This is a genomic window from Actinospineispora spinosispora DSM 44797, assembly GCF_000429025.1.
Taxonomy (GTDB): domain Bacteria; phylum Actinomycetota; class Actinomycetes; order Mycobacteriales; family Pseudonocardiaceae; genus Pseudonocardia; species Pseudonocardia spinosispora.
The window spans coordinates 409,528-434,848 of the sequence record NZ_AUBB01000010.1 but is presented as its reverse complement, the minus strand read 5'-3'; the positions used below and the strand labels follow the sequence as shown (position 1 = coordinate 434,848).

Here is a 25,321-nt window from a genome sequence, read left to right as displayed (position 1 = left end):
ACGACCTACGATCGCCCAGCGCCCCAGCTCACCGCCTCGAACACCCCTTGGTCGCGGAGTGCGCCGAGGAGCTCCTCGGCGTCGAAAGCCTGAGCCGGAGCCAGCACACCTGACTTCACTGGTGGGCGTACCGACGTGAGCCTGGTCGCGGCCGCGACGGACACCAGGGCCCCGGCACGGTAGATGTCGCGTCCCCGCACGTATCCGGTGACGAGCTCGTCGCCCGCGCGGGCCTCGACCACGACGGTGAACGTGGAGCCCGCCCGCGCGGCGGCGTCGAGCTCGTCGCTGGTGAACACACCGTCCTCCTGGAACGTCTCTGCGGTCATGTAGGCCTCGACCGACCGGGTGGGAACGTGCCGGGGAATCGTCGCCACGTCGCCCGCCGGGTAGTCCGCCATGACCGTGCGGGTACCGAGCGGCGCGGGAAAGTCGAACGACGTCGTCCGTGCGTCCCGGGACACCAGCTGGAAGCGGCCGTCGGTGAAGCCGAGCCGGTCGGCGATGGTCAGCTGGACCGCGGTGGTGCGTGACGCCGGCGTCATGCGCCAGCCGTTGATCGCATAGGCGACCGTGAGCGTGTCCAGGCTGTTCATACCGGCGCTGACCACGTCGGCCAGCAGGTCGGCGGTCGCCACGTAGAAGCTCATGCCAGGGACGACCGCCAGGCCCGCCTCTTCCGCCGGGCCACCCAGCGCGTCGAACAGCCCGTTGATGTACACGGCTTCGGCGGCATGGTCGAGGTAGTGGGCCCCCTCGGCCACCGCCGCGCTCGCCACCTGCAGTCCGGACCGCGCGAACGGACCAGCGCAGTTGATCACCACGGCCGCTCCGGCAGCGGCGGCACGCAGCGCCGCCGCATCGTCGAGCGCCGCCGGGCGGACCTCGACGTGGCCGTCCAGCTCGGCCGCCAGCCCGGCCAGTGCGGACGCGTTCCTCCCGGACAGGATCACCCGGTGGTCCGCCGCGAGCAGTGCAGCGGCCACCATCCGTCCGGTGTGCCCGGTGGCGCCGTAGACCACGATCATCGGCCCGGTCACGAGGTCACCGCCAGCGGACGCACCGTCGCCGGGTCGAAGTGCGCCACACCCTTGTCGGCCAGCTCACCGCCCAGGTCGAAGCGGTCGATGCCCTCCCAGGCCGTGTCCGCGCCGTCCAGCGTCGCGGTGATCCGCCAGTGTACGAACACCGTGTCACCGTCGGCGGAGACCGCCAACGGCCGCAACCGGATGTCCGGCAGCGCCGTCACGACGCCGTCGAAGTACCGCCGGATCGCATCCCTCCCGACCACCGGCTCGGCCATCCCCGGGTGGCGCACGGTGGCGTCCTCGGTGAACAGCGCGCTCAGCCTCTCGCCGCTCGGCGCGTTCCATGCGGCCGTGAACGCCTCGGCGAACCGTGCGGCGGGCGACCGGAGCTGCCGGTGCAGCGACACCAGGTCGATGTGCGCCTGCTCCCGGTAGAGCAACCCGTCCCGGAAGGTGCAGACGAACACGGCGGCGGTGTCGATCCGGTCGCCGACGTCGCCCCGGCCGAACAGCGGTTGCGCGAGGACGCCGGCGAAGCGCCCCCACAGAACGGCGGTGTCCTCTCCCGAGGCGGCCACACCCTCCGGTGTCGCCGTGTAGCCGGGCATCGCGGCGAACAAGCCGAGGTGAGAGCGCCGAAGCTCGTCGTGTCCCTCCACGATCCGCCCGGTACCGATCTCCTCGTAGCGGCACTCGGGGTGGGTCCGCGCGAGCATCCCCTCGACGTCATGAGCGTTCTTGACCTGCGCGTACTCCTGGAGCAACCTCACCGGATCCATGCCCGTCCCACTTTCATACTCAACGTACGTACTCTAGGTACGAAAGTTACGTACCTCTGGTATCTTTGTCAAATGGAGATGGCGTGACCCGGCGAACCCAGGCCCAGCGATCGGACACCACGACCGCGGCGCTGGTCGCGGCCGGTCAGCGACTGTTCGGTCGCGACGGGTACGCGGCAACGTCGATCGAGGCGGTCGCCGCCGAGGCCGGCATGACCAAGGGCGCCGCCTACCACCACTTCGCCGGCAAGATCGGACTGTTCCGTGCCGTGTTCGTCCGCCAGGAAGAGGAGCTCGCCGCTGAGCTGACCCTGGTCAGCTCAGCGCAGGAGGACAGCTGGTCGGGGCTGCGACAGGGTTGCCGGACGTTCCTGGAGCGCTGCCTGGACCAGAACGTGCGGCAGATCGTCCTGCTGGACGGCCCGGCGCACCTCGGCTGGGACGTCGTGCGCGAGATCGAGTACCAGCACACCCTGAAGCTGCTCCGGCGCGGAATGGTCGCGGCGGCCGCCGACGGCTGGATCGCGGGCGGCGATCTGACCATCCGCTGTCAGCTCGTGTTCGGCGCACTGTGCGAGGCGGGCATGCTGCTCGCCCGTTCCGACGATCCGCCCGGAGCCCTGGCGACGGTGACCGCCGAGGCCGAGCTGATGCTCAACGCGCTGCGGCCGGCCGATCGCGTCGGCCCGTGACCCGCTATTCGTACCGCAGCGCTTCGATGGGTTCGAGGCGGGCGGCTCGCCACGCCGGGTAGCCTCCGGCGAGCAGGCCGATGGCCAGGCTGATCACGAACGCGATCACGATCGGCGGTGCGGCCAGTACCGGATCGAACGAGCTGAGGAACCCGCTCGCCCCGACGTACGGGATCAGCACCTTGGTCAGCAGGATCAGCCCGACACCGATCCCCACCCCGATGAGCCCACCCAGCCCGGCGAGGGTGATCGCCTCCATGACGAACTGGCTCAGGATGGCGGAGTCGCTCGCCCCGACCGCTTTTCGGGTGCCGATCTCCCTGGTCCGGTCGGTCACCGAGACCAGCATGATGTTGAGCACGCCGATGCCCCCGACCAGCAGCGACACCGCCGCGATCGCCGGCACGAAGTTGGTGATGAGCTGGATCAGCGAGGTGAACGTCGTCAGCCGGGAGCCGAGGTCCTGCACCTGGAAGTCGTCGTACTGGGGGTCGGTGACGTGGTGGTTGGTCCGGAGGATCTGGGTGATCTGCGCCTCGACGGCCTTCACCTGGGCCGTCGAGGTCGCCTTGACCGACAGCGAGCTGAGCTCGTCACCGCCCTTGCCGTAGCCGAACACTCCTGAGCGGGCGGCCTTGATCGGCATGACGACCGCGTTGTCGCCGGACGCGCCGAACGACTTCAGCACCCCGATGACCTTGAACAACGCATGGTTGAGCCGCAGCGTCTGCCCGACGGCCGCGTTGGGGTCCGGACCGTAGAGCGCCTTCGACACCAACGGTCCCAGCACGACGACGTTGGCACCGGAGCGGTCCTGGGCCTCGGAGAAGAACTGCCCCGCGATCAGCGTCTTCTGCTGTGCGGCCAGGTAGTTGTAGGTGGTTCCGCTCACCGAGGCGGACAGGAACTGCGCGCCGGGGGTCGACGCGGTGACCGCCTTCGCCACCGACCCCGCCGCGCCCGTGCTCGCCCCGGTGACGAGCGGCACCATCTGGGCGACCTGCGGAATCTTGGCGATGTCCGCCATGTCCTCGTCGGTCAGCGGCTTCGCCGACGGTCCGCCCGGGATCGGGGACAGCTTGGGCACCACGGTGATGCTGTTCGCGATCGGTTCGACGGCGGCGTTGACCGATCCCGCGACACCCTGGCCGAAGGAGGTGAGCAGGATGACCGCCGCCACGCCGATGACCAGACCGAGCATCGTCAACGCGGACCGCATCTTGTGCGACCGCAGACCGCGCAGGGCGATCAGCAGAATGTCTCGCAGGATCACGGGTCACCCCACTCCCTGATGTCTCTCGTGGCTGTTCTGGTTCCACCATCCACACCGTTGCTGGGAGGAACCTGTCAAGCCTGAGAAAGCGGCGGGGAAACGCTCAGGTGATCACCGGGCCGGTCATCGGGCGACGACCGCCACGCGCAGACCGAGACCGACCAGCACGGTTCCGCTCAGCGCGTCGAGCCTTCGGCGGATCGCCGGGCGCCGGAACCAGCCGCCCGCCCTGGCGACACCGAGCGTGAGGCCGATGTAGAGCACCGTCTCCAGGACGATCTGCAGGAACGCGAGCAGGGCTGTCGTGGTGAACAACGGCTGGTCCGCCCGGATGAACTGCGGGTAGAACGCGACCATGAACACCGCTGCCTTCGGGTTCGCCAGCTGGACCAGCAGCCCCTCGCCGAACGCCCACCATCCGCCGCGCCGTCCCGCTCTCTCCGGCGTCGGATCGACCGGTTCGATCGCCTGCTCCGAACCACGACGCTGACGCCAGGCCGATCGCAGCGCACGGAAGCCGAGCACCATCAGCACGATCGCGCCGACGACCCGCAGCACCAGGTAGGCGACCTCGGACGTCGCCACCAGCGCCGCCACCCCCGCGGCCGCGAGCAGCGCCCACAGGTAGAGCCCCACTTCGAGGCCCAGCACGACGGGCAACGTCGCTCTGAACCCGCGCAGCGCCGCCCGGCGCAGCACCAGCGTCAGCGCGGGACCGGGCGCACACCAGATCAACACGACGGAAACGACAAAGGCGGGAAGCTCCACCCCCCAATGCTGCCCGTCCCCCACCCCCAACACCACCGACTTACCCCCCACCATCGTGAGTGGCAAGGGCGTCTACCCCGGAGGGGCGCCGAAGGCGTAGGCGCTCGGAGCACTCACGACAGGTTTTTCGTCGTGAGTGATCCGGGCGCCTATAGGCGCCCTTGCCACTCACGAGTCGACGGCGAAGCCGAGATGCCTTGAAGCCGGGCACGGGCTAAGCCGAGATGCCTTGAACCCGACCACAGCCCCGAGAACGAGGGATCAGCGAATACGAGGCCGACGGCAGACCAGCAGCCGGGCGGGCGGGATGTTCGCCCACGTGGTCGACGTCGTCTCGACCTCCTCGAAGGAGGCCTCCAGGCGTGCACGGAACACCTTGGACCGAGGGATCAGCCCGGCGGGCCGCGCGGCGATGGTTGCGAACAGACCGTCGGGAGCCATGGCGGAGCACACCTGCGAGAGGATGCGCCGCTGCAGGTCCGGGTCGAAGTAGCTCCACGGCAGGGTGCTGATCACCACGTCGACCTCGCTGACCCCGATCTCGGCGAGATGCGCACCGAGATCGGCGGCGTCACCCGCGATCCGCCGCGCCCACGGTGCGCTGTGCGCCACGGCGGCGAGCAGCTCCGGGTCGCGTTCGAGGGCGAGGTGCCAGGATCCCGGCCCCAGGCGGGGGCCGATCGCGGCGCTCACCGCACCGGTGCCCGCGCCCAGTTCCAGCACACGCTGTCCCGGGGAGGTCGGCACCAACGCCGCCATTCGGCGTGCCAGCGCCCCCGAGGTCGGGGCGAGTGCCCCGACCGAGACGTGGTCGGTGAGCGCGCGGCGGACGAAAGCCACCGTGCTCGTACTGAACCCCGACGGGGAACTACGGATGATCGACATGACGGGCCCGTCCTCAATCTTCGTTCGGTCGGCAACGGGCCCCGTCCATCCCGGGGCTCCGGGACCATGGGGGCTCCAAACCCCAGGTACCCACCGGATCAGCATCGGTAACCTCGAACCCACGATGTGCTGGGAGTCACCGCCCGGCCACGACGTCCACCATCCATCGCACGGCCGGAGCCCAGTAGGCGTGGAGCGGGTCCAGCACGAACATGTGGTCGCCGCCCGCCACCTCGCGCAGCTCGGCGGTGTCACCCTCGGCCTGGCAACGCTGCAGGTAGGCGCGGCTGTGTTCGATCGGCACCCGGTCGTCGCGCGTGCCGTGCACGATCAGCTGCGGGCAGCCGATCGGGACCTGTTCGATCGGCGACGCGTGCCGATAGGCGGACTCGCCGCCGGCGCCCAGGAACAGCGGGGTGGCACCCTCCCCCAGTCCACGACGGGCACAGTCGGCGAGGTCGGTGATCGGGGCGAGCGCGAGCACGCCGCCGAGGCCGGCCGGGCGCCCCGCCAACAGGCCGAGATGCCCGCCCGCCGAGTGGCCGACGGCGACGACTTCGCGCGGGTCGGCCCCGGGCGAGGCCTCACACAGCGTCTTGATCGCGGCGAGCACGTCCTCCAGCGTCTCCGGCCAGCCACCTCGATCGGAGCCGTCCGGCTCTTCGGTCTCGATCCGCCGGTACTCGACGTTCCACACCACGTGACCGCGAGACACCAGGTCCGCGGCCAGACCGTCCATCAACCGCAGGTCGTACCGAGCACGCCACCAGCCGCCGTGCAGGAGCAGTACCGCTCCCGGCTTCGTCTCCCCGTCCGGCCGCCACACCTCGGCGAACTGGCTGTCGGCCTGCCCGTACCGCACGATCTCCACGTTCTCTCCTCCCCACGAAGCCCGCTCACCCGCCGCGCCGCGGCACGAATGTGGCTTTAGGGACGTTCAAGGTCTCCATAGCCACATTCGTGCCGTTGGGACGGTGGCTAGGGCGGCGGTTGGTGGTGCGGTGGTGCGGTTGGGAAACGTCTGGGGGACGTTGCGAAGCCCGCCGTGGTGGCGTAGCCGCTGGCTATCGCCTGTCGTTCCGCTCTGCTCAGCACCGAGTCGATGTCGGTGAACCCGCCCGGTGCGCGGCGCTCGACCTCGTCGATGACGCGTTCCGGGCCGCCCCCTCGGTTGAGCTCGACCACCTTCGCCGTCGCCGGGAGCCGCTCCCGTTCGTAGGCCCAGAGCGCCTCCCCGGGGTGCTCGGCGTAGGCCAGCGCGTCGGCGAGCGAGCGGGCGTCGAGGATCGCCTGCGACGCACCGTTGGAGCCGACCGGGTACATCGGGTGGGCGGCGTCGCCGAGCAGGGTCACCCGGCCGAACGTCCACCTCGGCAACGGGTCGCGGTCGCACATCGGGTACTCGAACGACTCCGGCGTCGCCTCGACGAGCCCTGTGACGTCGAACCCCGGGATGGCGAACCGCCGGGCGTACGGCAGCACGAGCGATCGCTGGGCACGTCGCGACCAGCTGTCCTTCGGCGGAGGCGAGACGCTGCCGTCGGCCATCTTGATGTTGACGACCCAGTTCATCAGCTGACGGCCGTCCGAACCCTCGCCGATCGGGTACAGGACGAACTTGGCCGTCATGCCGCCGCTGATCGCCATCGTGCGCCCGTCGCCCCAGGCCGGCCAGTCGGTGGCGCCGCGCCACATCAGGACGCCGTTCCAGCGAGGCGAGCTCTCGTCCGGATAAAAGTGACGTCGGGCCACCGAGTGAATGCCGTCCGCACAGACCAGGACATCGCCTCGTTCGGTGAGACCGGACCCGCCGCGCACCGAATCGGTGAAATGCGCGGTCACTCCGCCTTCGTCCTGGACGAACCCGGAAAGGCTTCGGCCGGTGCGAAGTGCATCGGGGCCGAGTCGTTCGACGACCGCGTCGTGAATCACTTTCTGCAGCCGACCCCGGTGGATGGAGAACTGCGGAGCTGAATGCCCCGCATCCATTCCTCTCGGTTCACGCCAGACCTGCTGGCCGAGTCGGTTGTAGTAGACGAGTTCCCTGGTGCGGATTCCGACCTTGTCCAGTGCCGGGAGCAGACCGAGGTCGGCGAGCACGCTGATCGCGTGCGGCAGGGTGTTGATGCCGACGCCGACCTCGCGGACCTCCGGCGACTGCTCGTACACCCGGGCCTGGATGCCCCGTCGGTGCAGCATGAGCGCGGTCGTCAGCCCCCCGATCCCCGCGCCGACGATGATGACCTTCACCTGCTGGTCCGCCCGCTATTCGGCGTCGGGCGGCGGCAGGAAGTCGACCTCGTGTCGCGCCGCGACGGCGACGACCTCGGCGGGATCGGCGTTCGGGCCCAGGTTGTGCAGCGCCCAGAACAGGTCGTAGAGCCGCTGCGCCGGGGTGACCCAGAAGAAGCACTTCACGTCGTGGTCGCTGCGGTTGTACAGGCCGTGCGAAATCCCTCTGGGCAGCCGGATCGTGTCACCGGGGTCGGCGAACCCGTCCTTGCCGTCGAGCACCAGGGACAGCCGGCCCTGCAGCATGTAGATGAATTCGTCCTGCGTCGGGTGAATATGTGGCGGAACAAAGGTGCCGGGTGGAAATGTCGCGTGCCAGGAAAGTGAGCTCTCGGAATACTGCTTGGGCACATAGGTCTGGCCCAGGATGTTCCACTTGATTCCGTCGATTCCTTCGCCGGCAACGGTGACGCCCGCGCCCTCGGTCATCGTCACGCATTCCTCCTTGAATGAGCCGTAAAGCAGCATAAGAGACCTATGGGTGAACCCTAGCCAGGCGGGTAGTTCAGCGGCAAGAGCGCGCGTCGGTCCCGCCGAGGTTCGGCCCGGGCCGAACCTCGGCGGCCCAGCCGACCGGGTGCCGGCGGAATCCTCAGCGCCGCCGGACCGTTGAACCGGTCGTGACAGTTCATGACTTCTCCGTGAAGACCGCGGACGGCGACACCCGACAGCTCAGCGACCACGCCGGACAGGTGCTGCTGGTGGTGAACGTCGCCAGCAAGTGCGGCCTCACTCCCCAGTACGAGGGCCTGGAATCACTGCACCGCTACGGCAAGGAACGCGGGCTGCAGATCCTCGGCTTCCCCTGCAACCAGTTCGGCGACCAGGAACCGGGCACGGACACCGAGATCCAGCAGTTCTGCAGCACCTCGTACGACGTGACCTTCCCGGTGCTCGCCAAGATCGAGGTCAACGGCGCGGACGCCGACCCGCTCTACAGCTACCTGCGGGCCGAGGCGCCGGGAGATTTCGGGCCGGAGCTGGGCTTCCTGTACGAGCACGTCAGCAAGACCCGTCCGGAGGCAATCGGCACCGACGAGGTCAAATGGAATTTCACCAAGTTCTTGATCGGCCGGGACGGCAAAGTCATCCGCCGCTACGAGCCGACCGTCACGCCGGAGGAAATTCGCGCGGATCTGGACGATTTGCTCGCCTCGTGAGCCTCTGACCTGCATATTTTCAACCAGGAAGCGATCCGGCACTGTCCTGAATCCGGGCGGCGAAAGCAAGTTTTGTCATCACATCTGGTACCGATACGGCGGAAATGACCGGGTGCCGGTGACGCGCCGAACGGTAGCAGTAGGGTAAGCAGTGAAAGTTGACTGTCTGGCCAAGTGGGTCACGCGCAGTCTGTGCAACCGAAGGGTAAAGTCATGGCGTCAGGAACAGTGAAGTGGTTCAACTCTGAGAAGGGGTTCGGCTTCCTGGAGCAGGACGGCGGCGGCGCGGACGTCTTCGCGCACTACTCGAACATCCAGGGCTCGGGCTACCGCGAGCTCCAGGAAGGCCAGAAGGTCGAGTTCGACATCACGCAGGGCCAGAAGGGCCCGCAGGCGGAGAACATTCGCGCGCTCTGATCGTCCTCACGGACACTTCGAAACCCCACACTCCTGCTCAGCAGGTGTGTGGGGTTTTGTCCGTCCTCAGGTCAGCGACGCATCGACCGGCGCGCGGCGACCGCCACGATGATTACGGCGAGCACGCCCAACACCGCGACGTCCGGGATGTGTGCGGCCCACCGCGCCACGGTGCTCTGCGCGGCGAGCTGAGTCTGCGCGCTCGTGGTGAGCCCGAGCATCCCGCCGAGCGCCGCGGTGCCGTCGAACACCAGGAACAACACGCCGACCACGATGAACAGCAGTCCGGAGACCGTGCTGGTGGTGTGCAGCACCAGCCGGCCGACGGTGAACTCCCTGCCCCGCAGCCAGCGTCGGCCGCCGAGGTCGAACCGCTGCCACAACGCGGCGAGGGCGAACAGTGGCACAGCCATTCCGAGCGCGTAGACGGCCAGCAGGGCCGCGCCGCGTAGCGGCTGGCCACCCGCGGCGGCGATGGTCAGCACGGCGCCCAGGATCGGCCCTGAGCAGAAGCCCGCGAGACCGTAGGTCATGCCCAGTCCGAACACCCCGGCCCATCCGCCGCGCCGGGTGGCGCGCTGCTGCAGCCGCACGGCCGGGCCCACGGTGAACCCTCGGCCGAGGATCGTGGCGACACCGAACGCGATGATCACCCAGCCGGCGATCCGGATCAGCAGCTCCCGGTGGCCGTTGAACAGCGAGCTGACCGCGGTGGAGCCGATCCCGAGCGGTACGAGCGTCGTGGCCAGGCCCAGGTAGAACACGACGGTCCGGCCGAGCAGCTCGGTCCTGCTGGTGAACGCGTAGGCGAAGAACGACGGCAGCAGCAGCGCGCTGCACGGGCTCAACAGGGCCAGCACCCCGCCCAGCAGCGCGGCGAGATACCCGATGTCGGTCACTTGGGCGCGGTGGCCTTCGCGTACGCGGCGTCGATCGCCTGCCGGTAGTCCGCGAGCGGTTGCGCACCGGACATCAGATCGCCGTTGATGATCACCGTGGGCGTGCCGGTCACACCGAGCCTGCCGCCCTCCGCCTGGTCCGCCGCGACCTGCTTGGCGATGGCCGGATCGGCCATGTCGGCCGCGAAACGCCGCTGGTCGAGACCCAGCTGACCGGCGATACCGGTCAGATATGCGCTGGTCAGCGCGCCGGAGTTCTCCGATTTCTGCTGTGCGTACAGCACGTCGTGATACTCCCAGAACTTTCCCTGCCGACCGGCGGCGCGCGCGGCGGCGGCCGCCGCCCTCGACTCCGGTCCGAGGAACGCGAAGTCACGCCACTCGAGCCGGACCTTGCCGGTCCTCACGTACTGGTCGATCAGCATCGGCGCGGTGTCGTGGGCGAAGAGCGCGCAGAAGGGGCACTGGAAGTCGGCCCATTCGACGACGGTCACCGGCGCGTCCGGGCTGCCGAGCGCCAGCGGGTCACCGGAGACGCGGTGCGCCGCCTCGGCCCTGGGGTTGTCCGGCGTCTCGGTCCGCTGGCCGCTCACGACGCTGATCACCGCGAGGACCACGACGATCACCAGCGCGATCCCGGCACCGAGCCACACGACCCGGCGGTTGGCCGGCTCGCTCCGTTCCTCTGATTCCCGTTGCTCTTCGCTCATGCCCCCAGCCAAGCATCCCGGGCGGCGCAGTGCCGTGAGATCAGCCTTCGGTGGGCCGTGTCCTGGCGCGAGCCCGCCGTTTGCCCTCGTGCATCGCCTGCACCCGCGCGATCGGGATCGTATGGCCTTCCGCGACGAGATCAGGGGGAAGCCGACTCGGGGCAGGCATCCGTTCGGTCCAGCCCTCGTACTCGAGCGCCGGCCCGGTCGCGGTGTGCACGGTGAAGTCGGCGGGCGTGACCTGGTCCAGATCGTCCCAGCGAACAGGGAAGGACACCGGCGTGCCCGGGCGGATCCTCGGGCTGTACGCGGCGGCCACGGTGGCCGAGCCGGAACGGGTGGAGTCGAGGAAGACCTTGTTCCCGCGGTCCTCCCTGATGAACGCGGTGGTGGCGAGCGCGGGATCGAGCCGCTCCGCCCTGGCCGCGACGGCGCGGGTCGCGGCCGCAGCGTCGGAATGCGTCCCGAGGACCGGAACGAACACGTGCAGTCCCTTCGCTCCGCTGGTCTTGACCGCTGCCCCGGTCAGGCCCACGTCGTCGAGCACCTGACGAACCAGGCGCGCCGACGCGACCGCCACGCCGAAACCGCTGCCCTCCGGCGGGTCGAGGTCCATCACGAGGTACCCGGGACTCTCCGGCGCACCGACGGTCACGAGCGTCGGGTGGTACTCGACGGCACGCTGGTTGGCGAACCAGAGCAGCGTGCGGCGGTCGTTGCAGAGCGCGTACGCGACCTCGCGCTGCGAGCTGTGCGCCCACAACGACTCCCGCCGCACCCAGTCCGGCGTGTACTTCGGCAGGTTCTTCTGCATGAACGGCTTCTGCCCGCGCAGCACCCGCACCACCGACAGCGGCCGGTCGGTCAGCTCGGGCAGAATCCGGTCCCGTACGGCGTCGAGATAGTCGACCAAGTCGCGCTTGGTGGCCTCCGCGCCGTCGAACAGCGGCTGGTCGAGGTTGGTCAGCCGGACCCCGTCCCGCTCCGCGTCACCGCTCATCGCCTCACCCTGCCACGACCAGCCGCCGAAGGGGCCCACATGACCGTGAGTACGACCAGCCTGATCTTCGACCTGGGCGCCGTGGTGGTGGACTGGAACCCTCGCTACCTGTTCGCGCGGCGGATCACCGACCCGGAACGGCTCGACCACTTCCTCGCCGAGGTCTGCTCCCCCGCGTGGAACTCCCGGCTCGACATCGGCGAACCGGCAGCCGAGCTGGTCGAGGAGCGATCCGCCGAGTTCCCGGAATGGGCCGAGGAGATCCGCGCCTACCTGGACCAGTGGCCGCGCATGCTCGGCGATCCGATCCCCGGCATGCCCGAGCTGCTCGCTGAGCTGCACAACCGGGGCGTTCCGCTGTTCGCACTGACCAACTGGTCGGCCGAGACCTGGCCGTTCGCTCTCGAACGGTTTCCTCTGCTGACCGTGTTCCGGGACATCCTGGTGTCCGGCGAGGTGCGCCTGGTCAAGCCCGATCCGGCGATCTACCGTCTGGCGCTGGACCGCTTCGGACTGGACGCCGCCACGACCTTGTTCATCGACGACAAGATCGACAACGTCCGGGGCGCTCAGCAGGTCGGCATCGACTCGGTCCAGTTCTCCTCGGCGGCGCGGCTACGGACGCACCCGACCGTCGCCTCGGCACTGGCGAGCTGATCCCGGCTCCTCATTCGTCCCACGGGTCTCAGGGCTCCGACGGCGCAGTGTCATACTCCGGTCCGCGATGGCATGATCCGTTCTCACGCGGCGAGGAATGCCGATGTGGGGCCGGACCTCGGCCGCGCATGCCCAGCGGCGCTCGCCCGGCACGACCCCGGAGTTGACCATGACGATGCCCACCGTCGACGACCAGCAGGCCCGTGCCAGACGGCTGCTGGTGGTCGTGGGGGCGCGCCTGAACGAGCAGCTCGGCGAGATCGTCCGTGACCTGCGGACCATCATGGCCACCGAGATTCACGAGCTCGCCGAGGACCCGAGGCTGATCGACCTGCTCGGGGCCAGCGTCGAGGGCAACCTGGACACGATCTTCCACATCGTCCAGCACGACATCGCCGCGCCGCAGTACGAGCCGCCCGCCGCGGCCATCGAGTACGCGCGGCGGCTGGCGCAACGCGGTGTTCCGGTGAACGCGCTGGTCAGGGCCTACCGGCTGGGCCAGGAACATCTCCTACGCTGGAGCTTCGACGTCCTGGCCGGGCAGGGCGAGGAGCCCGAGGTCGCGCTGATCGTCTCCCAGCGCATCGTGTCGATCACCTTCACCTACGTCGACTGGATCTCCCAGCAGATCGTGACGGTCTACGAGATCGAGCGTGAGCGGTGGCTGGAGAACCGCAACACGGTGCGCGCCGCGCGCATCCGCGAGCTGATCGACGGCAAGGACATCGAGCTGGACACCGCCGAGGCCGCGCTCGGCTACCCACTGCGGCAGAACCACCTCGGGCTGATCCTGTGGCTGCCGGAGGAGAGCTCGGTGACCAACAAGCTGGCGCACCTGGAGCAGGCGGCCAGCTCGATCGGCCGGGGCCTCGGCTGCCAGAGAAGGCCGCTGTTCGCCCCGTGTGACCGCACCAGCGGCTGGGCGTGGCTCCCTCTCGGCTCGACCCGACCGGCCACCGACACGCTCACCGACTTCCTCCACGAGGCACAGGACGTCCGCGTCGCGCTCGGCGGGATCGCCTCCGGGGTGGCCGGGTTCCGCGCGACCCACGAGGAGGCCGCGCAGGCGCAACGCGTGGCGGTGATCGCCGGGCCCGATGCCACCCGGGTCACGTCGTTCACCCGGCCCGGCGTGCGCGCGGCGGCACTGCTCTCGACCGACCTGCGCCAGACCAGGACCCTCGTCCGGGACGTGCTCGGGCCGCTGGCGGCCGACGACCCGAACCACGCCCGGCTCCGCGAGACCCTGCTGACCTTCCTGTCCACCGGCGGCAGCTACACGACGACGGCGGAGCTGTTGTCGATGCACAAGAACTCGGTGAAGTACCGGGTGGCCAGGGCCCAGGAGGAGCGCGGCAGAGCCATCGGCGACGACCGCCTGGACGTGGAGCTGGCCCTGATCGCCTGCCGCTGGCTGGGCCGCTCGGTCCTGGCCGGCTGAACCCGAGGGAAAGACCCGTGAGTGCCGCGGCCGCCTATGGGCGGCCGCGGCACTCACGGGTGTGATCAGGCGAGCTGCTCGGACCCGGCGTCCGATGCGACCGACGGCTCGGCCGCCGGCGTGGGGCGTGTCCAGTCGACCTTGAACGGGATGGGCCCGTTGGGCAGCCAGGGCTGCTCGTTGACCGCGTCCTTGACCGAGAAGCTCCCCCGTTCGATCACACCGAGAGCCGCGTCGATCACGACGTAGTCCTGGCGCTGACGGTGGATGGGCTGCGACTCGATCCAGGCGATGACGAACTCACCCGGCGCGAAGTTGCAGCGCCGCTGGATCGCGTCGATCAGGTGGTGGTTACGCAGGTGACCGTGCAGGTGACCGTCGCCGAAGTTGAACGCGACGATCGAGTTGCAGGCGAATTCCGCCTCCCGCACCGTGTACCGGTCCAGGTCCTCGCCGAGGTGGTTCATCATCAGTGAGAACAGCGCCCGGCCCTGGCTGTGCAGCGAACGCCAGCCGATCGTCTGCTGCATGGTGATCTCGGCGATCTCCTTCGGGTAGGTCAGCGCCAGCTGGTCGACCTGGTTGAGCGACGAACGCACGATGTGCTCGTTGAGCTTCTGCTCGCAGCCCGGTGCGAAGGCCCACATCGCGGACGCCCAGTTGCCCGCGTACTGGCGCATCGACGGCAGGAAGGACACCAGGTCCGGCCGCAGGTTGCCCAGGACCGGGAAGAACACCAGCCCGACCACGATGGCGACGGTCAGCCACGGCGAGGACATGTCGGTGATGCCGTAGCCGGCGGTCACCGGGAAACCGACGAACAGGAACGCGGCGGCGAAGCCGAACAGGACGTTCCATTCCAGCGGCACCGCGAGCGGGAACGTCGAGATGATGAACAGGTGGAACAGGATCATCAGGCCGACCGCGCACAGGGTGAGCGTGGAGTTGGTGGAGAACAGCAGGATCATCGGCGTCACCAGCTCGACCGTCGTCCCGCCGATGTGCGCCAGACCGCTGCCGATGTGCGAGGGCCGCAGGTCGTCCGGGAAGTTCCGGTAGTGCGCGCGCTTGAGCGCCTTGGAACCGATCCACGGGGTGTTGCTCACCATGGGCGGGACCACGTTGGCGAAGTGCCTGCCGAACTTCGAGACACCCGCGCCCATCCACACGGACACGATCAGCAGCTTCAGCGCGATGATCATGTCGACGAAGCCGAGCGTGCCGAAGAAGACCATGGCGGGCAGGTACTGCTCGCTGCGCGCCGCGATGAACACGACCTTGTCGCGCAGCCCCATCACGATGTAGAGCGCGACCAGCGGGAACATCAGCGCGGGCTCGATGATGCCACCGTGCGCGTTCGGCAGCACGGCGCTCATCGACGCGCTGGGAACACCCGGAGCCAGCAGGGCCCACAGCAGGTTGACCAGGATCGCCAGGTAGAGCACGACGTCGAAGACGGTTCGACGGTCACCGGCGGTGAACGGGACCTTGCCCGGCCACGGAGGGAGCCGGATCGTCTCCGGTCGCGCCCAGAACAGGATGCCGCCGGTCATCGGTTTGAAGTGGCCGGCGAGCGGACCCCAGGAGCCGCAGACGCCCACCGTCTCCAGCAGCACCGTCCACAAGATGGCCTTCTGGTAGAAGACCGGCTCCAACCACCAGTCTGAGATCTGCCAGATCGGGCCGAGACCCGACGTGAGCGACGCGAGCAGCGTGCCTACCAGCATGTAGAACACGACGAGCTTCGCGATGTAGATGGTGTGCAGGATCTTCGGCGAGCCGAAGCCGTACTCGGCCCAGTGCTGGCCGAGAATCCTGACCCGTTCCATGAGCGGCTTGTCGAGAAACGTCTCGACGTCCACGGGTGGAAAGTCACCGGTCTTGAACCCCACCGCATTCTCCTCTACCGACGCTGGTGATTGCGGACGGTAATGTGGTGGTGCACACAGGGCCATGTCCCGCGCTGACGAAGGTTTGCTCGTGCGTTGTGCGCCACGACCATGACCTGGCCCTTCAGGCCACTCTCCACGATGATCGTTAAGCGTGTGCCTGGTGGTACGGCACGTCCTCGTGCACTCTCGGTGACGCCGAACGCCATGCCTGCCAGGTTCCGCCCGTCTCACCGCCCGCCGCGAGCCTGCGCAACGCCACCTCCCACGCCTGACCACCGGCACTGCTCATCTCGGCCGGCGGCGCCTGCGCCGGCCGGCCCGCGCGCACCGACTCGACGACATGCACCCCGGCTCGGTGCGCGTCCGGGTCACCCCAGCGCTCCAGTACCCGCTCGAACGCGGCGGCGACCTGCTCGTCGAACGGGACGGGTCGGCCCAGGGCGTCGTGCGTGGGGTGCGCGGGGTTCACCGACAGCACCGCGACCGTGCCCGGGGCGATGGGGTCCGTCGCGGCGTGCGTGCGGCCGTGCGCCAGTAGCCGGGGCAACAGGTGGGTGTGCGGGCCCGCGGGGCTGGTTCCGGTGGGCGGCGGGATCGGTGTGTACACCTCGGCGCGGGTGCGTGCCGTGCGGAACACACGATGCGGACCGGCCGCCACGAGGGCACCGGCCAGCTCGGGGCAGTCCGCGAACGCCCGTCCCTCGGCGGCACGCAGCAGCCGCAGCAGCCCCGGGTCGTCGGTCCGGACACAGGCCTCCAGGTGTGCCACTCCGAGTCCCAGGTCGACCAGTACCGAGCCACGGTCACATTCCCGCGCCGCGGCCGAATCCGGCCCCAGCTCGGTCAGCACGGTGCGGGTGGGACCCTCGGCGCGGTCCTCCGGCAGACACAGGGCGACCGAGTGCGACCACGAGTCCCCGGTGGGACGCTGCCACGCGCGCACGGTCAGGTCGTCGGACACCGTGACCGTCAGTGCGCCCTGCGCGGACACCGCCGTGTGCTCGCTGCCCCGGTGGGTCAGCTCGATGTCGTCGGACGGCTCACGGACGAACTCGGCGAGCGCGCCGAACGTGCCGACGGAGAACGCCGCCCTCGGATCGTCCAGCTGCGACGTGACAAAAGCGTTCAGGTCCGACCAGCTCATGACGCCATCGTCCTACGCTGGACGCATGTGCCGAAACATCACCACCCTGCGTGGCCTCGAACCGTCGGCGACCGCCGAGGAGATCACCGCCGCCGCCCGCCAGTACGTGCGCAAGATCAGCGGGGTGCAGACGCTCACCGAGTCGACGCGCGGGCCGTTCGAGGCGGCCGTCGCCGAGATCGCGGCGATCAGCACCCGGCTGCTCGGCGAGCTCCCGCCGAGGCGTCAGCCGCCGACCACCGTGCCTCCCCTGCGTCGTCCCGAGGTCCGTGCCCGGATGGCGCGAAAGGCCTGATCAGGCGGCGGGTAGCACGACGATCGCGGTCAGCACCAGACCGGCATCGACCGTCCAGCGACCGGTGAACGAGCCAAGTCGCTCGCCGTCGACCAGCGGTCCCGGCACGAGCAGTGTCGAGGTGAACGTCCGGGTGTCCGGGTCCATCCGGATGTCCGCGTCCTCGAAACCGAGCCACGTCCTGGTCAGCGGGAACCAGGCTTTGTACGTCGCCTCCTTGGCGCAGAACAGCAGCCGGTCCCAGTGCACCGTCGGGTGCGACACCGCGAGCCGGGCGAGCTGGGCCGTCTCGCCATCGGTCGCGACAGAGGCCTGCACGCCGTCCGGCAGCGCCTGATGCGGTTCGGCGTCGATGCCCACCGACCGGACCTCCGCCCACCGGGCAACGGCCGCTCCCCGGTAGCCGGCGCAGTGCGTCATCGCGCCGACGACTCCCTCGGGCCACAACGGCTCCCGCTTGGGACCGGACAGGATCGGCGCGGGTGCCACACCCAACGAGCCGAGCGCCAGCCGTGCGCAGTGGCGGACCGTACGGTACTCACGCTGCCGTTTCGGCACCGCGCGGCTGACCGCCGCGTCCTCCTCGGGGAACGTCGTCACCTCGTCCGGATCGTCGAAGAGCTCTGACCACATGACCGGAGCGGGCAGTACGTCACCGAGCAGGGGCACAGGATCAAGCTACCGTCCGAGCCGGGATCAGAGGGGGTCGAGTATCCGCCGCAGGAACTGTTGTGTGCGTTCCTGTGCCGGGGCCCCGATCACCTCGTCCGGCGGCCCGCTCTCCAGCACCACACCCTCGTCGGTGAAGAGCACCTGGTCAGCGACCTGCTGAGCGAAGCGGATCTCGTGCGTCACGATGACCATCGTCCAGCCCTGGGTGGCCAGGTCCTTGATCACCGCCAGCACCTCACCCACCAGCTCGGGGTCGAGTGCCGAGGTCGGCTCGTCGAACAGCATCAGCTTCGGCTTGAGCGCGAGCGCACGGGCGATGCCCACCCGCTGCTGCTGGCCGCCGGACAGCTGGTACGGGTACTGGTCCTGTTTGCCGTCCAGCCCGACGCTGCGCAGGAGCTCGACCGCTTCGGCCCGTGCCTCGCCGGCGGGGCGGCGCTGCACGACGACCGGACCCTCGATGATGTTCTGTACCACGGTCTTGTGCGGGAACAGGTTGTGCCCCTGGAACACCATCCCGCTCTGCGCGCGGAACCGGTAGAACTCGGCCTCGGGGATGTCGGTCGAGAAGTCCACCCGGACGTCGCCGATCGTGATGACGCCGCTGTCCGGCCGCTCCAGAGCGTTGAGCGAGCGCAGCATCGTCGTCTTCCCGGAGCCCGACGGACCGATGATGGCGGTCACCGAGCCCGTCGGCACGTCGAACGACACGCCTTTCAGCACGGCGTTGGCGCCGAACGACTTCGTCACGTCCGCGACGGTGACCAACGTAGAGGTGTTCACCGGGCCACGTACCTTTCCAGTCGGTGTTCGATCCGGCCCTGCCCGTAGGACAGGACCAGGCAGACGATCCAGTAGTACGCGGCCGCCGTGCCGTACATCGCGAAGAACTCGAAGGTCGGCGCCGCCGCGACCTGCGCGGTGCGCAACAGCTCGGTCACCAGGATCGTCGAGGCCAACGACGTGTCCTTCACCAGGGAGATCAACGTGTTGGACAGCGGGGGCACCGCGACCCGACTCGCCTGCGGCAGGATAATGCGCCGTAATGCCATCGGATATTTCATGCCGATGGTTTGGGCGGCCTCCCATTGCCCCTTCGGGATGCTGGAGATCGCGGAGCGGATCACCTCCGCCGCATAACCGCCGACGTTCAGGCTGAATGCGATGACGGCGGCCGGGAACGGATCGATTTTTATGCCCAGTTCGGGAAGCGCATAGAAAATGAGGAATAGCTGAACCAGCAGCGGAGTTCCTCGGATGATCGAGATGTAGACGCGCGCGGCACTGGAAACCAGCCGGTTCGACGACATGCGTGCCAGCGCGACACCCAACGCGATCACCAGCCCGAGGATGAAGCTGATCGCGGTCAGCGGAATCGTCGTGGTGATGGTCGCCTTGGCCATCGGCCACAGGTTGTCCAGGATCAGTTTCGTCGTGGACGGCGCCGGGGCCGCGGTCCCCCGCTGCGCCGCGCCGCTGGCGTCGGCCTTCAGGTACTTCTGGGAGATGCCCGCCAGGGTGCCGTCGGCGGCGAGCTCGTCGATGGCCCGGTTGATCCCGGGCAGCAGGCCGCTACCCTTACGGGCCGCGAATGCCTGTTCGCTGCGCTGCCCGGTCTTGCCCGCGATCTTGACCGACGTGTCGTTGGTGGTGGCCAGGTAGGCGTAGACCGCGATACTGTCGTTGACCGTCGCGTCGACGCGCCCCTGGTTGAGCAGGGTGATGGCCTGGGTGAACCCCTCCACCGACTCGACCCTGGCCCCGGCCTGACGTGCCACCTCGGCCCAGTTGCTCGTCACCGACTGCGCGGTGACCTTGCCGGACAGATCGCCGAGGGACTTGATGGAGTCGTCGTTCGCGCGGGTGACGATGACCCCTTCGCCCACCGCGTACGGCTTGGAGAGGTCGTACTTCTGCTGACGTTCCGGCGTGATGGTGACCTGGTTCGCTACGACGTCGAACCGGTCCGACTCCAGGGCGGCGAATATCGAATCCCACGGTGTCTCGACGAATTCTGTCCGTACACCCAGTTTGTCGCCGACCGCGCGCGCCACATCGACGTCGTAACCGGAAAGGACACCCGTCGTACCGTCGTGAAAGCTGAAGGGTGCGTATGTTCCTTCGGTACCGACCCGCAGCACTCCGGCCGAGGTGACCCGGTCCGAACCACCCTCGGCGCCCTGACCGCAGGCCACTGTGAACAGAGTGACGAGCAGACCCAGCATCAACGCGATTCTTGTGCGGCGCAAGGGTATACGCTCCTGTCTGCGGTTCGGCTGGCCGAAAACCTAACACAAATTGTCGGATTTCTAAGAGGGCTCACGTTGCCTTGACACTCCAGCTGCGGGAGACGGAACAGTCCTGGCATGGCCGACAACACCTTGATCCCGATCGGCGAGCTGGCTCGGCTGACCGGACTCACGGTCAAGACGATCCGTTTCTGGTCCGATGAAGGACTGGTGACGCCGGCCGACCGAACCCCGTCCGGTTACCGGCTGTACGCCCCTGACGCGGTGCTGCGACTGGGGCTGGTCCGCACGCTCCGGGAACTCGGCATCGACCTTCCAACCGTACGCAGGGTCGTACGCGGCGAGGTCACGATCGCCGAGGTGGCCGATACCCACGCGGCCGCGCTGGACGTCCGGATCCGCGCGCTGACGCTGCACCGGGCCGTACTGCGCACGGTGGCCGAACGGGGAACCGCCACTCCCGAGGAGATTCAGCTGATGACCAGGCTCGCCCAACTCTCCGCCGCCGAACGCCGCACCCTCATCACCGAGTTCATCGAGGATACGTTCGCCGGACTGGACCTGGGCCCGGACTTCCGACCGATGATGCATGCCGCGATGCCCGACCTACCGGCCGAGCCGACCCAGGCCCAGGTCGCCGCCTGGGTCGAGCTGGCCGAGCTGGTCCAGGACGGTGACTTCCGTGCGTCGCTGCGGCGCACCGCGATCGACCAGGCCGCGTCCATCGCCGAGGTCGGCGCGCCGGACGCGGACAGTCACCGAGCCCTTGCCGCCCTGCTGCGCGAGCGGACCTCGGCCGTCACCGAGGCAGGCATCCAGCCGGGATCAGCCGAGGCCCAGCCGGTGGTGGACGAGCTCGCCGCCGCCTACGCCCGACACAGCCGACGAACCGACGGTCCGGAGTTCCGCGCCTGGCTGCTGGAGCGGCTGGTCAACTCCAACGACCACAGGTACGAGAGGTACTGGCGGCTGCTCTCCACGATCAACAGCTGGCCGACCACGCCCACCGCGATGCCGGCGGCCGACTGGCTGATCGCCGCCCTCCGCGCCCGCGCGTAGCCCCGCCCAGCCCGCACAGACGGAGTGCCCGCCCTATGCGACGGATGGGGCGCTCCCTGGCGTCTGTGCACATCTACGTGCTGCGTCGCACATGTCCGGACATGTGCGACGCAGCACGAACGCGTGCACAGTGCCCGCGTGGCCTTTGGCCCAGCCTCTGCGCCGCGCGTGGGAGGTCTGCGCGGGGGTCAGCCGGTGATCTCGCGGCCGATCAGCTGGCGGGCGATGATCCACTGCTGGAGCTCGTTGGCGCCCTCGAAGATCTCCAGGATCTTCGCGTCCCGGTAGAGCTCCTCCAGGCGGACCGACTCACCGGACTCGGAGACCTCGACCGCGAAGCCCAGCGCACCGTGGATCTGGATCGCCTCTCGGACCAGGTCGTTGGCCAGGCGGGTGCCGTAGGCCTTCGCCATCGCGGCTTCCGGCTCGGCGGAGCGGTCGCCGCGGTCCAGCAGCGTCGCGGCCTTCTGGTAGAGCGTGCGGGCGCATTCGATCTCGGTGGCGCGCTGGGCCATGGTGAACTGCCAATGCTGCATCGCGCCCAGCGGCTTGCCGAACACGTGGCGGCTGCGCAGCCGGTGCACCGCCATGTCCAGCGCGGCCTGGGCGACACCGACCCCGGCGGCTCCGATGCCGATCCGGCCTCGGACCAGCGCGGACAGTGCCACGCCGAGACCGCCGCCGACGGTGCCGAGCAGACATTCCCGGGGCACCGACACGTTGTCGAAGATGATGTCCGCGGTGATCTGGCCCCGGTGGCCCATCTTGCGGTCCGGGGTACCGATGCGGACGCCCGGTGAGCTGAGGTCGACCAGGAGCATCGTGGCGCGGTCGCCGGTTCCCGCGCGGCACAGCACCGAGACCCAGCCGGCCACCACGCTGTTGGTGATCCAGCGCTTGCGGCCGGTGACGACGAAGCCGTCCGGCGTCTCCTCCGCGACCGTCGTCATGCGCTCCGCGGTCAGGTCGGAGCTCGTCTCCGGTTCGGTGGTGGCGAAGGAGAACGCGGTCCGGCCACTGATCAGCTCCGGAATCAGCCGGTCGCGCAGCTCCTGGGTCGCGTAGGTGAGGGTCTGCGGGACGAGGATGCACTGGCCGTCGTACACCCCGGCCATCGACGAGGAGTGGTAGGCGATCTCCTCGGTCACGGTGCAGGTGCCCAGCATCGGATGGTCGAGGTCCGCGCCCAGCTCGGTGCCGTGGCCGGCACCGAACGGCACCGCGAACAGACCCTCGTCGGCGAGGCCGCGGAACGCCTCCCACGGGAAGCTGTCCGCCGACTCCTCCCGCCTCCCGATCTCCCTCGCGTGCGGAGCGAGCCGCTTCTCCACCGCGAGGCGTGCCCGTGCCCGCAGCGCGACGATCTCGGCCGGTAGCCAGACGTCGTGGGTCATGCGGTCCTGGGTGCGGGCGATCTGGTCGGTCATCCGTGCGGGGCTCCTCGAAGAGGGTTACGGGGAAGAACACCGGCCTGGCGAGTCCGGGGGGACGCTCGCCAGGCCGGTGCGGAGTCCACCGTCGCCGTGATCAGGCGAAGATGGACTTGTACTGCTGGTAGTGGCTGATCGCGTGCGGGCTCAGCTCACGACCCAAACCTGAGGCCTTCACCCCGCCGAACGGGGATGTGGGGTCGGGCAGATAGTGGTTGACCCCGATGGTGCCGGTCTGCACCCGGCGCGCCACACCGAGCGCACGCTCGCGGTCGCGGGTCCAGACACTGCCGCCCAGACCGAAGTCGGAGTCGTTGGCGATCCGGATGGCGTCCGCGTCGTCGGTGTAGGGGATCAGCGACAGGACCGGGCCGAAGATCTCCTCCTGGGCGATCGTGTGGTTGTTGTCCACGTCGGCGAAGATCGTCGGCTCGACGAACCAGCCCTTGTCCTGACCCGACGGACGACCACCACCGACCACCACCCGGGCACCCTCGGCCTTGCCCTTCGCGATGTAGCCCTCCACCCGGTCGCGCTGGCGGTCACTGGCCATCGGACCGATCTGGGTGGTCTCGTCCAACGCGTCGCCGATCTTCAGCGAGCCCGCGAGGGCGGCGAAGGTGTCGACGACCTCGTCGTAGCGGCTGCGCGGCGCCAGCACCCGGGTGCCGAGGAAGCAGGTCTGACCCTGGTTGAGCAGAGTCGCCTGGAACAGGTCCTGACCGATCGTGGCCAGGTCGAGGTCCGCGTCGTCGAGGATGATCGCCGCCGACTTCCCACCCAGCTCCAGCGTGACCGGACGCAGCAGCCTGCCGCAGACCTCGCCGATCGCGCGACCGGCGACGGTCGACCCGGTGAACGAGATCTTGTCGACCCTCGGGTGAGCCACCAGGTAGGCGCCCACCTCACGACCACCTGGCACGATGTTGACCACGCCGGCCGGGATGCCCGCCGCGGCGGCCGCCTCGGCGAGCGGCACCGAGTCGAGCACCGTCTCCGGTGACGGCTTGATCACCAGCGTGCAGCCGGCGGCCAGCGCGGGCGCGTACTTGAACGCCGCGAGGGACTGCGGGAAGTTCCACGGCACGATCGCACCGACCACACCCAACGGCTCCTGACGGACGACGGTCGTGCCGCCCATCATGTGCGGGTGCTCCTCCTCGAACGTCGCCTCCTTCACCACACCGGCGTAGTAGCGCAGCAGCAGCGCGGGGAATGCCGCCTCGAAGGAGCTGGAGATGGCGATCGGCATGCCGTTCTGCGCGCTCACCAGCTTCGCGATCTCCGGGGCGCGCTTGTCCAGCTCGTCCGCGAAGCGCTCCATGGCGGCGGCGCGGTCGGCCGGTGACCAGGTCGGCCAGCCGTTCGGGTCGTCGAACGCCCGGCGGGCTGCGTCGACCGCGGCGTCGACGTCCGCCTCCACCGCCTCCGGTACCGAGCCGATGACCTCCTCGGTACTCGCCGAGACCACCGTGATGCTCTGGCTCGTACTCGGGGCGATCCACTCGCCACCGATGAACAGTGTGTCGTGATAGGTCATGCGAACAACTCCTCTGAGCGTGATGACTCGAGCGGCAGCCGAAGGGTCGAACCGACCTGGCCGCGAGATTCACGCCAGTCTGGTTGCTTCTCCCCTGGGCCGCATCGCCCCGGGGAGAGGAAAACGTGCCCACATCGGGTACGAGGGTCAGTCCACCGCCCACGAACCGGTGTACTCGGCGTCGGTCTTGTCCAGGAAGGCACGGAAGGCGATGCGGGTGTCCTCGGTCGCGAAGTTGACCGACTGGGCGCGGGCCTCGCTGGCCAGCGCATCGCGCAGGGTGCGGTCGGCGTTCTCGTTGAGCAGCGCCTTGGACTGCGCCACCGCGACCGGCGGCGCCACGGCGAGCCGCTGGGCGAGGTCGTCGACGAACTTGTCCAGCTCCTCGGGTTCGACCAGGTAGGTCACCAGCCCGAGCCGTTCCGCCTCGGGCGCGTCGATGATCTCGGCGAGCAGCGCGAGGCGTTTCGCCTGCTGCAGACCGACGATCTTCGGCAGCAGCCAGGAACCGCCGAAGTCCAGCGACAGCCCGCGCTTGGCGAAGATCTGGGAGAACCGAGCCGTGGTGGCCGCCACCACGAGATCGCAGCCCAGCGCCATGTTCCAGCCCGCTCCGACCGCGACGCCGGAGATCTTGGCGATCGTCGGGACGGACAGCTCGTGCAGGAGCAGCGCGACATCGTTGATCTCGTGCATCCGGCGCAACGGGTGGTCCTCGCCCCGCCCGGCGCTCAGGTCGGCTCCGGCGCTGAAGTCGCCACCCGCTCCGGTCAGGACGAGCACCCGGACGTCCGAGCCGCCGGCCAGCCCGAACGCATCCCGCAGCCCGATCCAGGTCGCGGCGTCAATCGCGTTCTTCCTACGGGGGCGGTTGATGGTGACGGTCAGGATGCCGCCGTCCAAGCTGGTGAGCACGGGGTCGTCGGTCGTCATCGGGCACCCTTCGGTCGGACACTGCTCTGTGGTGATCGATCGTTCAGTAGATAACCATAGGACGCGTCACATTTCGCTCGGAGATTCAATAATCGGGCGTACGGTT

General features: G+C 69.0%; 26 protein-coding genes. 7 read left to right on the top strand and 19 right to left on the bottom strand.

The annotated features are described in order from the left end of the window. Positions 1–5: 5 nt before the first annotated feature. Together G406_RS0105845 and G406_RS0105840 are read right to left on the bottom strand one after the other, a co-directional pair. On the bottom strand, positions 6–1,040 hold the full coding sequence (locus G406_RS0105845; protein ID WP_051341684.1) for a saccharopine dehydrogenase NADP-binding domain-containing protein: 1,035 nt from the start codon (positions 1,038–1,040) through the stop codon (positions 6–8). Continuing rightward, positions 1,037–1,807 carry a nuclear transport factor 2 family protein gene (locus tag G406_RS0105840; protein WP_028933112.1) on the bottom strand — a complete coding sequence of 257 codons (771 nt, stop codon included), beginning with the start codon at positions 1,805–1,807 and terminating at the stop codon, positions 1,037–1,039. The genes G406_RS0105845 and G406_RS0105840 overlap by 4 nt, the downstream gene beginning before the upstream one ends. A gap of 83 nt (positions 1,808–1,890) precedes the next feature. Between G406_RS0105840 and G406_RS0105835 the strand changes: the two genes are divergently transcribed. Beyond that, positions 1,891–2,499 (top strand): TetR/AcrR family transcriptional regulator, encoded by a 609-nt coding sequence (locus G406_RS0105835; protein WP_037075175.1) that lies wholly within the window; start codon positions 1,891–1,893, stop codon positions 2,497–2,499. Positions 2,500–2,503: 4 nt separating this feature from the next. On the opposite strand, the gene G406_RS0105830 is transcribed toward G406_RS0105835, so the two are convergent. The 6 genes from G406_RS0105830 to G406_RS0105805 all read right to left on the bottom strand — a co-directional run bounded on the left by G406_RS0105830 (position 2,504) and on the right by G406_RS0105805 (position 8,146). Further along, positions 2,504–3,772 carry an ABC transporter permease gene (locus G406_RS0105830; protein WP_028933110.1) on the bottom strand — a complete coding sequence of 423 codons (1,269 nt, stop codon included), beginning with the start codon at positions 3,770–3,772 and terminating at the stop codon, positions 2,504–2,506. Between the two features lie 123 nt (positions 3,773–3,895). Further along, positions 3,896–4,510 carry a LysE family translocator gene (locus G406_RS0105825; protein ID WP_245607019.1) on the bottom strand — a complete coding sequence of 205 codons (615 nt, stop codon included), beginning with the start codon at positions 4,508–4,510 and terminating at the stop codon, positions 3,896–3,898. A 291-nt stretch (positions 4,511–4,801) separates the two neighbouring features. Next, positions 4,802–5,425: a class I SAM-dependent methyltransferase gene (locus G406_RS0105820; RefSeq protein WP_028933108.1), complete on the bottom strand. Its 624-nt coding sequence runs from the start codon at positions 5,423–5,425 to the stop codon at positions 4,802–4,804. A 136-nt stretch (positions 5,426–5,561) separates the two neighbouring features. Further along, positions 5,562–6,296, bottom strand: coding sequence for an alpha/beta hydrolase family protein (locus tag G406_RS0105815; RefSeq protein WP_028933107.1), 735 nt, complete (start codon positions 6,294–6,296; stop codon positions 5,562–5,564). A 107-nt stretch (positions 6,297–6,403) separates the two neighbouring features. Continuing rightward, a complete protein-coding gene (locus G406_RS44835) occupies positions 6,404–7,675 on the bottom strand; it encodes a flavin-dependent oxidoreductase (RefSeq protein WP_051341682.1) in 1,272 nt (423 codons plus the stop codon). A gap of 15 nt (positions 7,676–7,690) precedes the next feature. Next, positions 7,691–8,146 carry a cupin domain-containing protein gene (locus tag G406_RS0105805; RefSeq protein ID WP_028933106.1) on the bottom strand — a complete coding sequence of 152 codons (456 nt, stop codon included), beginning with the start codon at positions 8,144–8,146 and terminating at the stop codon, positions 7,691–7,693. Between the two features lie 191 nt (positions 8,147–8,337). On the opposite strand from G406_RS0105805, the gene G406_RS0105800 reads away from it, so the two are divergent. Next, positions 8,338–8,877 carry a glutathione peroxidase gene (locus tag G406_RS0105800; RefSeq protein ID WP_028933105.1) on the top strand — a complete coding sequence of 180 codons (540 nt, stop codon included), beginning with the start codon at positions 8,338–8,340 and terminating at the stop codon, positions 8,875–8,877. A 213-nt stretch (positions 8,878–9,090) separates the two neighbouring features. Further along, a complete protein-coding gene (locus G406_RS0105795; RefSeq protein WP_084215786.1) occupies positions 9,091–9,294 on the top strand; it encodes a cold-shock protein in 204 nt (67 codons plus the stop codon). 71 nt (positions 9,295–9,365) lie between these two features. Here the strand turns inward: G406_RS0105795 and G406_RS0105790 are convergent, their stop codons facing one another. The 3 genes from G406_RS0105790 to G406_RS0105780 are packed head-to-tail and all read right to left on the bottom strand — an operon-like array spanning position 9,366 to position 11,903. Beyond that, a complete protein-coding gene (locus tag G406_RS0105790) occupies positions 9,366–10,193 on the bottom strand; it encodes a cytochrome c biogenesis CcdA family protein (protein WP_028933103.1) in 828 nt (275 codons plus the stop codon). Next, entirely contained in the window at positions 10,190–10,903 is a 714-nt protein-coding gene (locus tag G406_RS0105785) for a DsbA family protein (RefSeq protein ID WP_028933102.1), read from the bottom strand. The genes G406_RS0105790 and G406_RS0105785 overlap by 4 nt, the downstream gene beginning before the upstream one ends. 40 nt (positions 10,904–10,943) lie before the next feature. Continuing rightward, positions 10,944–11,903 carry a DNA polymerase domain-containing protein gene (locus G406_RS0105780; protein ID WP_028933101.1) on the bottom strand — a complete coding sequence of 320 codons (960 nt, stop codon included), beginning with the start codon at positions 11,901–11,903 and terminating at the stop codon, positions 10,944–10,946. 39 nt (positions 11,904–11,942) lie between these two features. Between G406_RS0105780 and G406_RS44830 the strand changes: the two genes are divergently transcribed. Next, complete coding sequence (locus tag G406_RS44830) at positions 11,943–12,560, top strand: HAD family hydrolase (RefSeq protein ID WP_051341681.1); 618 nt, start codon at positions 11,943–11,945, stop codon at positions 12,558–12,560. Between the two features lie 103 nt (positions 12,561–12,663). Then, positions 12,664–14,001, top strand: coding sequence for a PucR family transcriptional regulator (locus tag G406_RS0105770; protein ID WP_156934690.1), 1,338 nt, complete (start codon positions 12,664–12,666; stop codon positions 13,999–14,001). Positions 14,002–14,066: 65 nt separating this feature from the next. Here the strand turns inward: G406_RS0105770 and G406_RS44825 are convergent, their stop codons facing one another. After that, a complete protein-coding gene (locus tag G406_RS44825) occupies positions 14,067–15,893 on the bottom strand; it encodes a DUF3556 domain-containing protein (protein ID WP_064742848.1) in 1,827 nt (608 codons plus the stop codon). 145 nt (positions 15,894–16,038) lie between these two features. After that, on the bottom strand, positions 16,039–17,037 hold the full coding sequence (locus tag G406_RS44820) for a DUF6925 family protein (protein ID WP_051341680.1): 999 nt from the start codon (positions 17,035–17,037) through the stop codon (positions 16,039–16,041). A 25-nt stretch (positions 17,038–17,062) separates the two neighbouring features. Between G406_RS44820 and G406_RS0105755 the strand changes: the two genes are divergently transcribed. Beyond that, entirely contained in the window at positions 17,063–17,332 is a 270-nt protein-coding gene (locus G406_RS0105755; protein WP_028933099.1) for a DUF2277 family protein, read from the top strand. Here the strand turns inward: G406_RS0105755 and G406_RS0105750 are convergent, their stop codons facing one another. The 3 genes from G406_RS0105750 to G406_RS59285 are packed head-to-tail and all read right to left on the bottom strand — an operon-like array spanning position 17,333 to position 20,253. Continuing rightward, positions 17,333–18,001 (bottom strand): 4'-phosphopantetheinyl transferase family protein, encoded by a 669-nt coding sequence (locus G406_RS0105750; RefSeq protein ID WP_281172396.1) that lies wholly within the window; start codon positions 17,999–18,001, stop codon positions 17,333–17,335. 27 nt (positions 18,002–18,028) lie between these two features. Continuing rightward, positions 18,029–18,787, bottom strand: coding sequence for an amino acid ABC transporter ATP-binding protein (locus tag G406_RS0105745; RefSeq protein WP_028933097.1), 759 nt, complete (start codon positions 18,785–18,787; stop codon positions 18,029–18,031). After that, on the bottom strand, positions 18,784–20,253 hold the full coding sequence (locus tag G406_RS59285; protein WP_211241040.1) for an ABC transporter permease subunit: 1,470 nt from the start codon (positions 20,251–20,253) through the stop codon (positions 18,784–18,786). Before G406_RS59285 ends, G406_RS0105745 begins: the two co-directional genes overlap by 4 nt. 117 nt (positions 20,254–20,370) lie before the next feature. Between G406_RS59285 and G406_RS0105730 the strand changes: the two genes are divergently transcribed. Next, positions 20,371–21,312, top strand: coding sequence for a helix-turn-helix domain-containing protein (locus G406_RS0105730; protein ID WP_028933096.1), 942 nt, complete (start codon positions 20,371–20,373; stop codon positions 21,310–21,312). Positions 21,313–21,500: 188 nt separating this feature from the next. Here G406_RS0105730 and G406_RS0105725 read toward each other — a convergent pair whose 3' ends face one another. The 3 genes from G406_RS0105725 to G406_RS0105715 all read right to left on the bottom strand — a co-directional run bounded on the left by G406_RS0105725 (position 21,501) and on the right by G406_RS0105715 (position 25,215). Further along, positions 21,501–22,739: an acyl-CoA dehydrogenase family protein gene (locus G406_RS0105725; RefSeq protein ID WP_028933095.1), complete on the bottom strand. Its 1,239-nt coding sequence runs from the start codon at positions 22,737–22,739 to the stop codon at positions 21,501–21,503. A gap of 100 nt (positions 22,740–22,839) precedes the next feature. After that, a complete protein-coding gene (locus G406_RS0105720) occupies positions 22,840–24,282 on the bottom strand; it encodes an aldehyde dehydrogenase (protein WP_028933094.1) in 1,443 nt (480 codons plus the stop codon). Between the two features lie 147 nt (positions 24,283–24,429). After that, positions 24,430–25,215 (bottom strand): enoyl-CoA hydratase/isomerase family protein, encoded by a 786-nt coding sequence (locus G406_RS0105715; RefSeq protein ID WP_028933093.1) that lies wholly within the window; start codon positions 25,213–25,215, stop codon positions 24,430–24,432. Between the last annotated feature and the right edge of the window lie 106 nt (positions 25,216–25,321).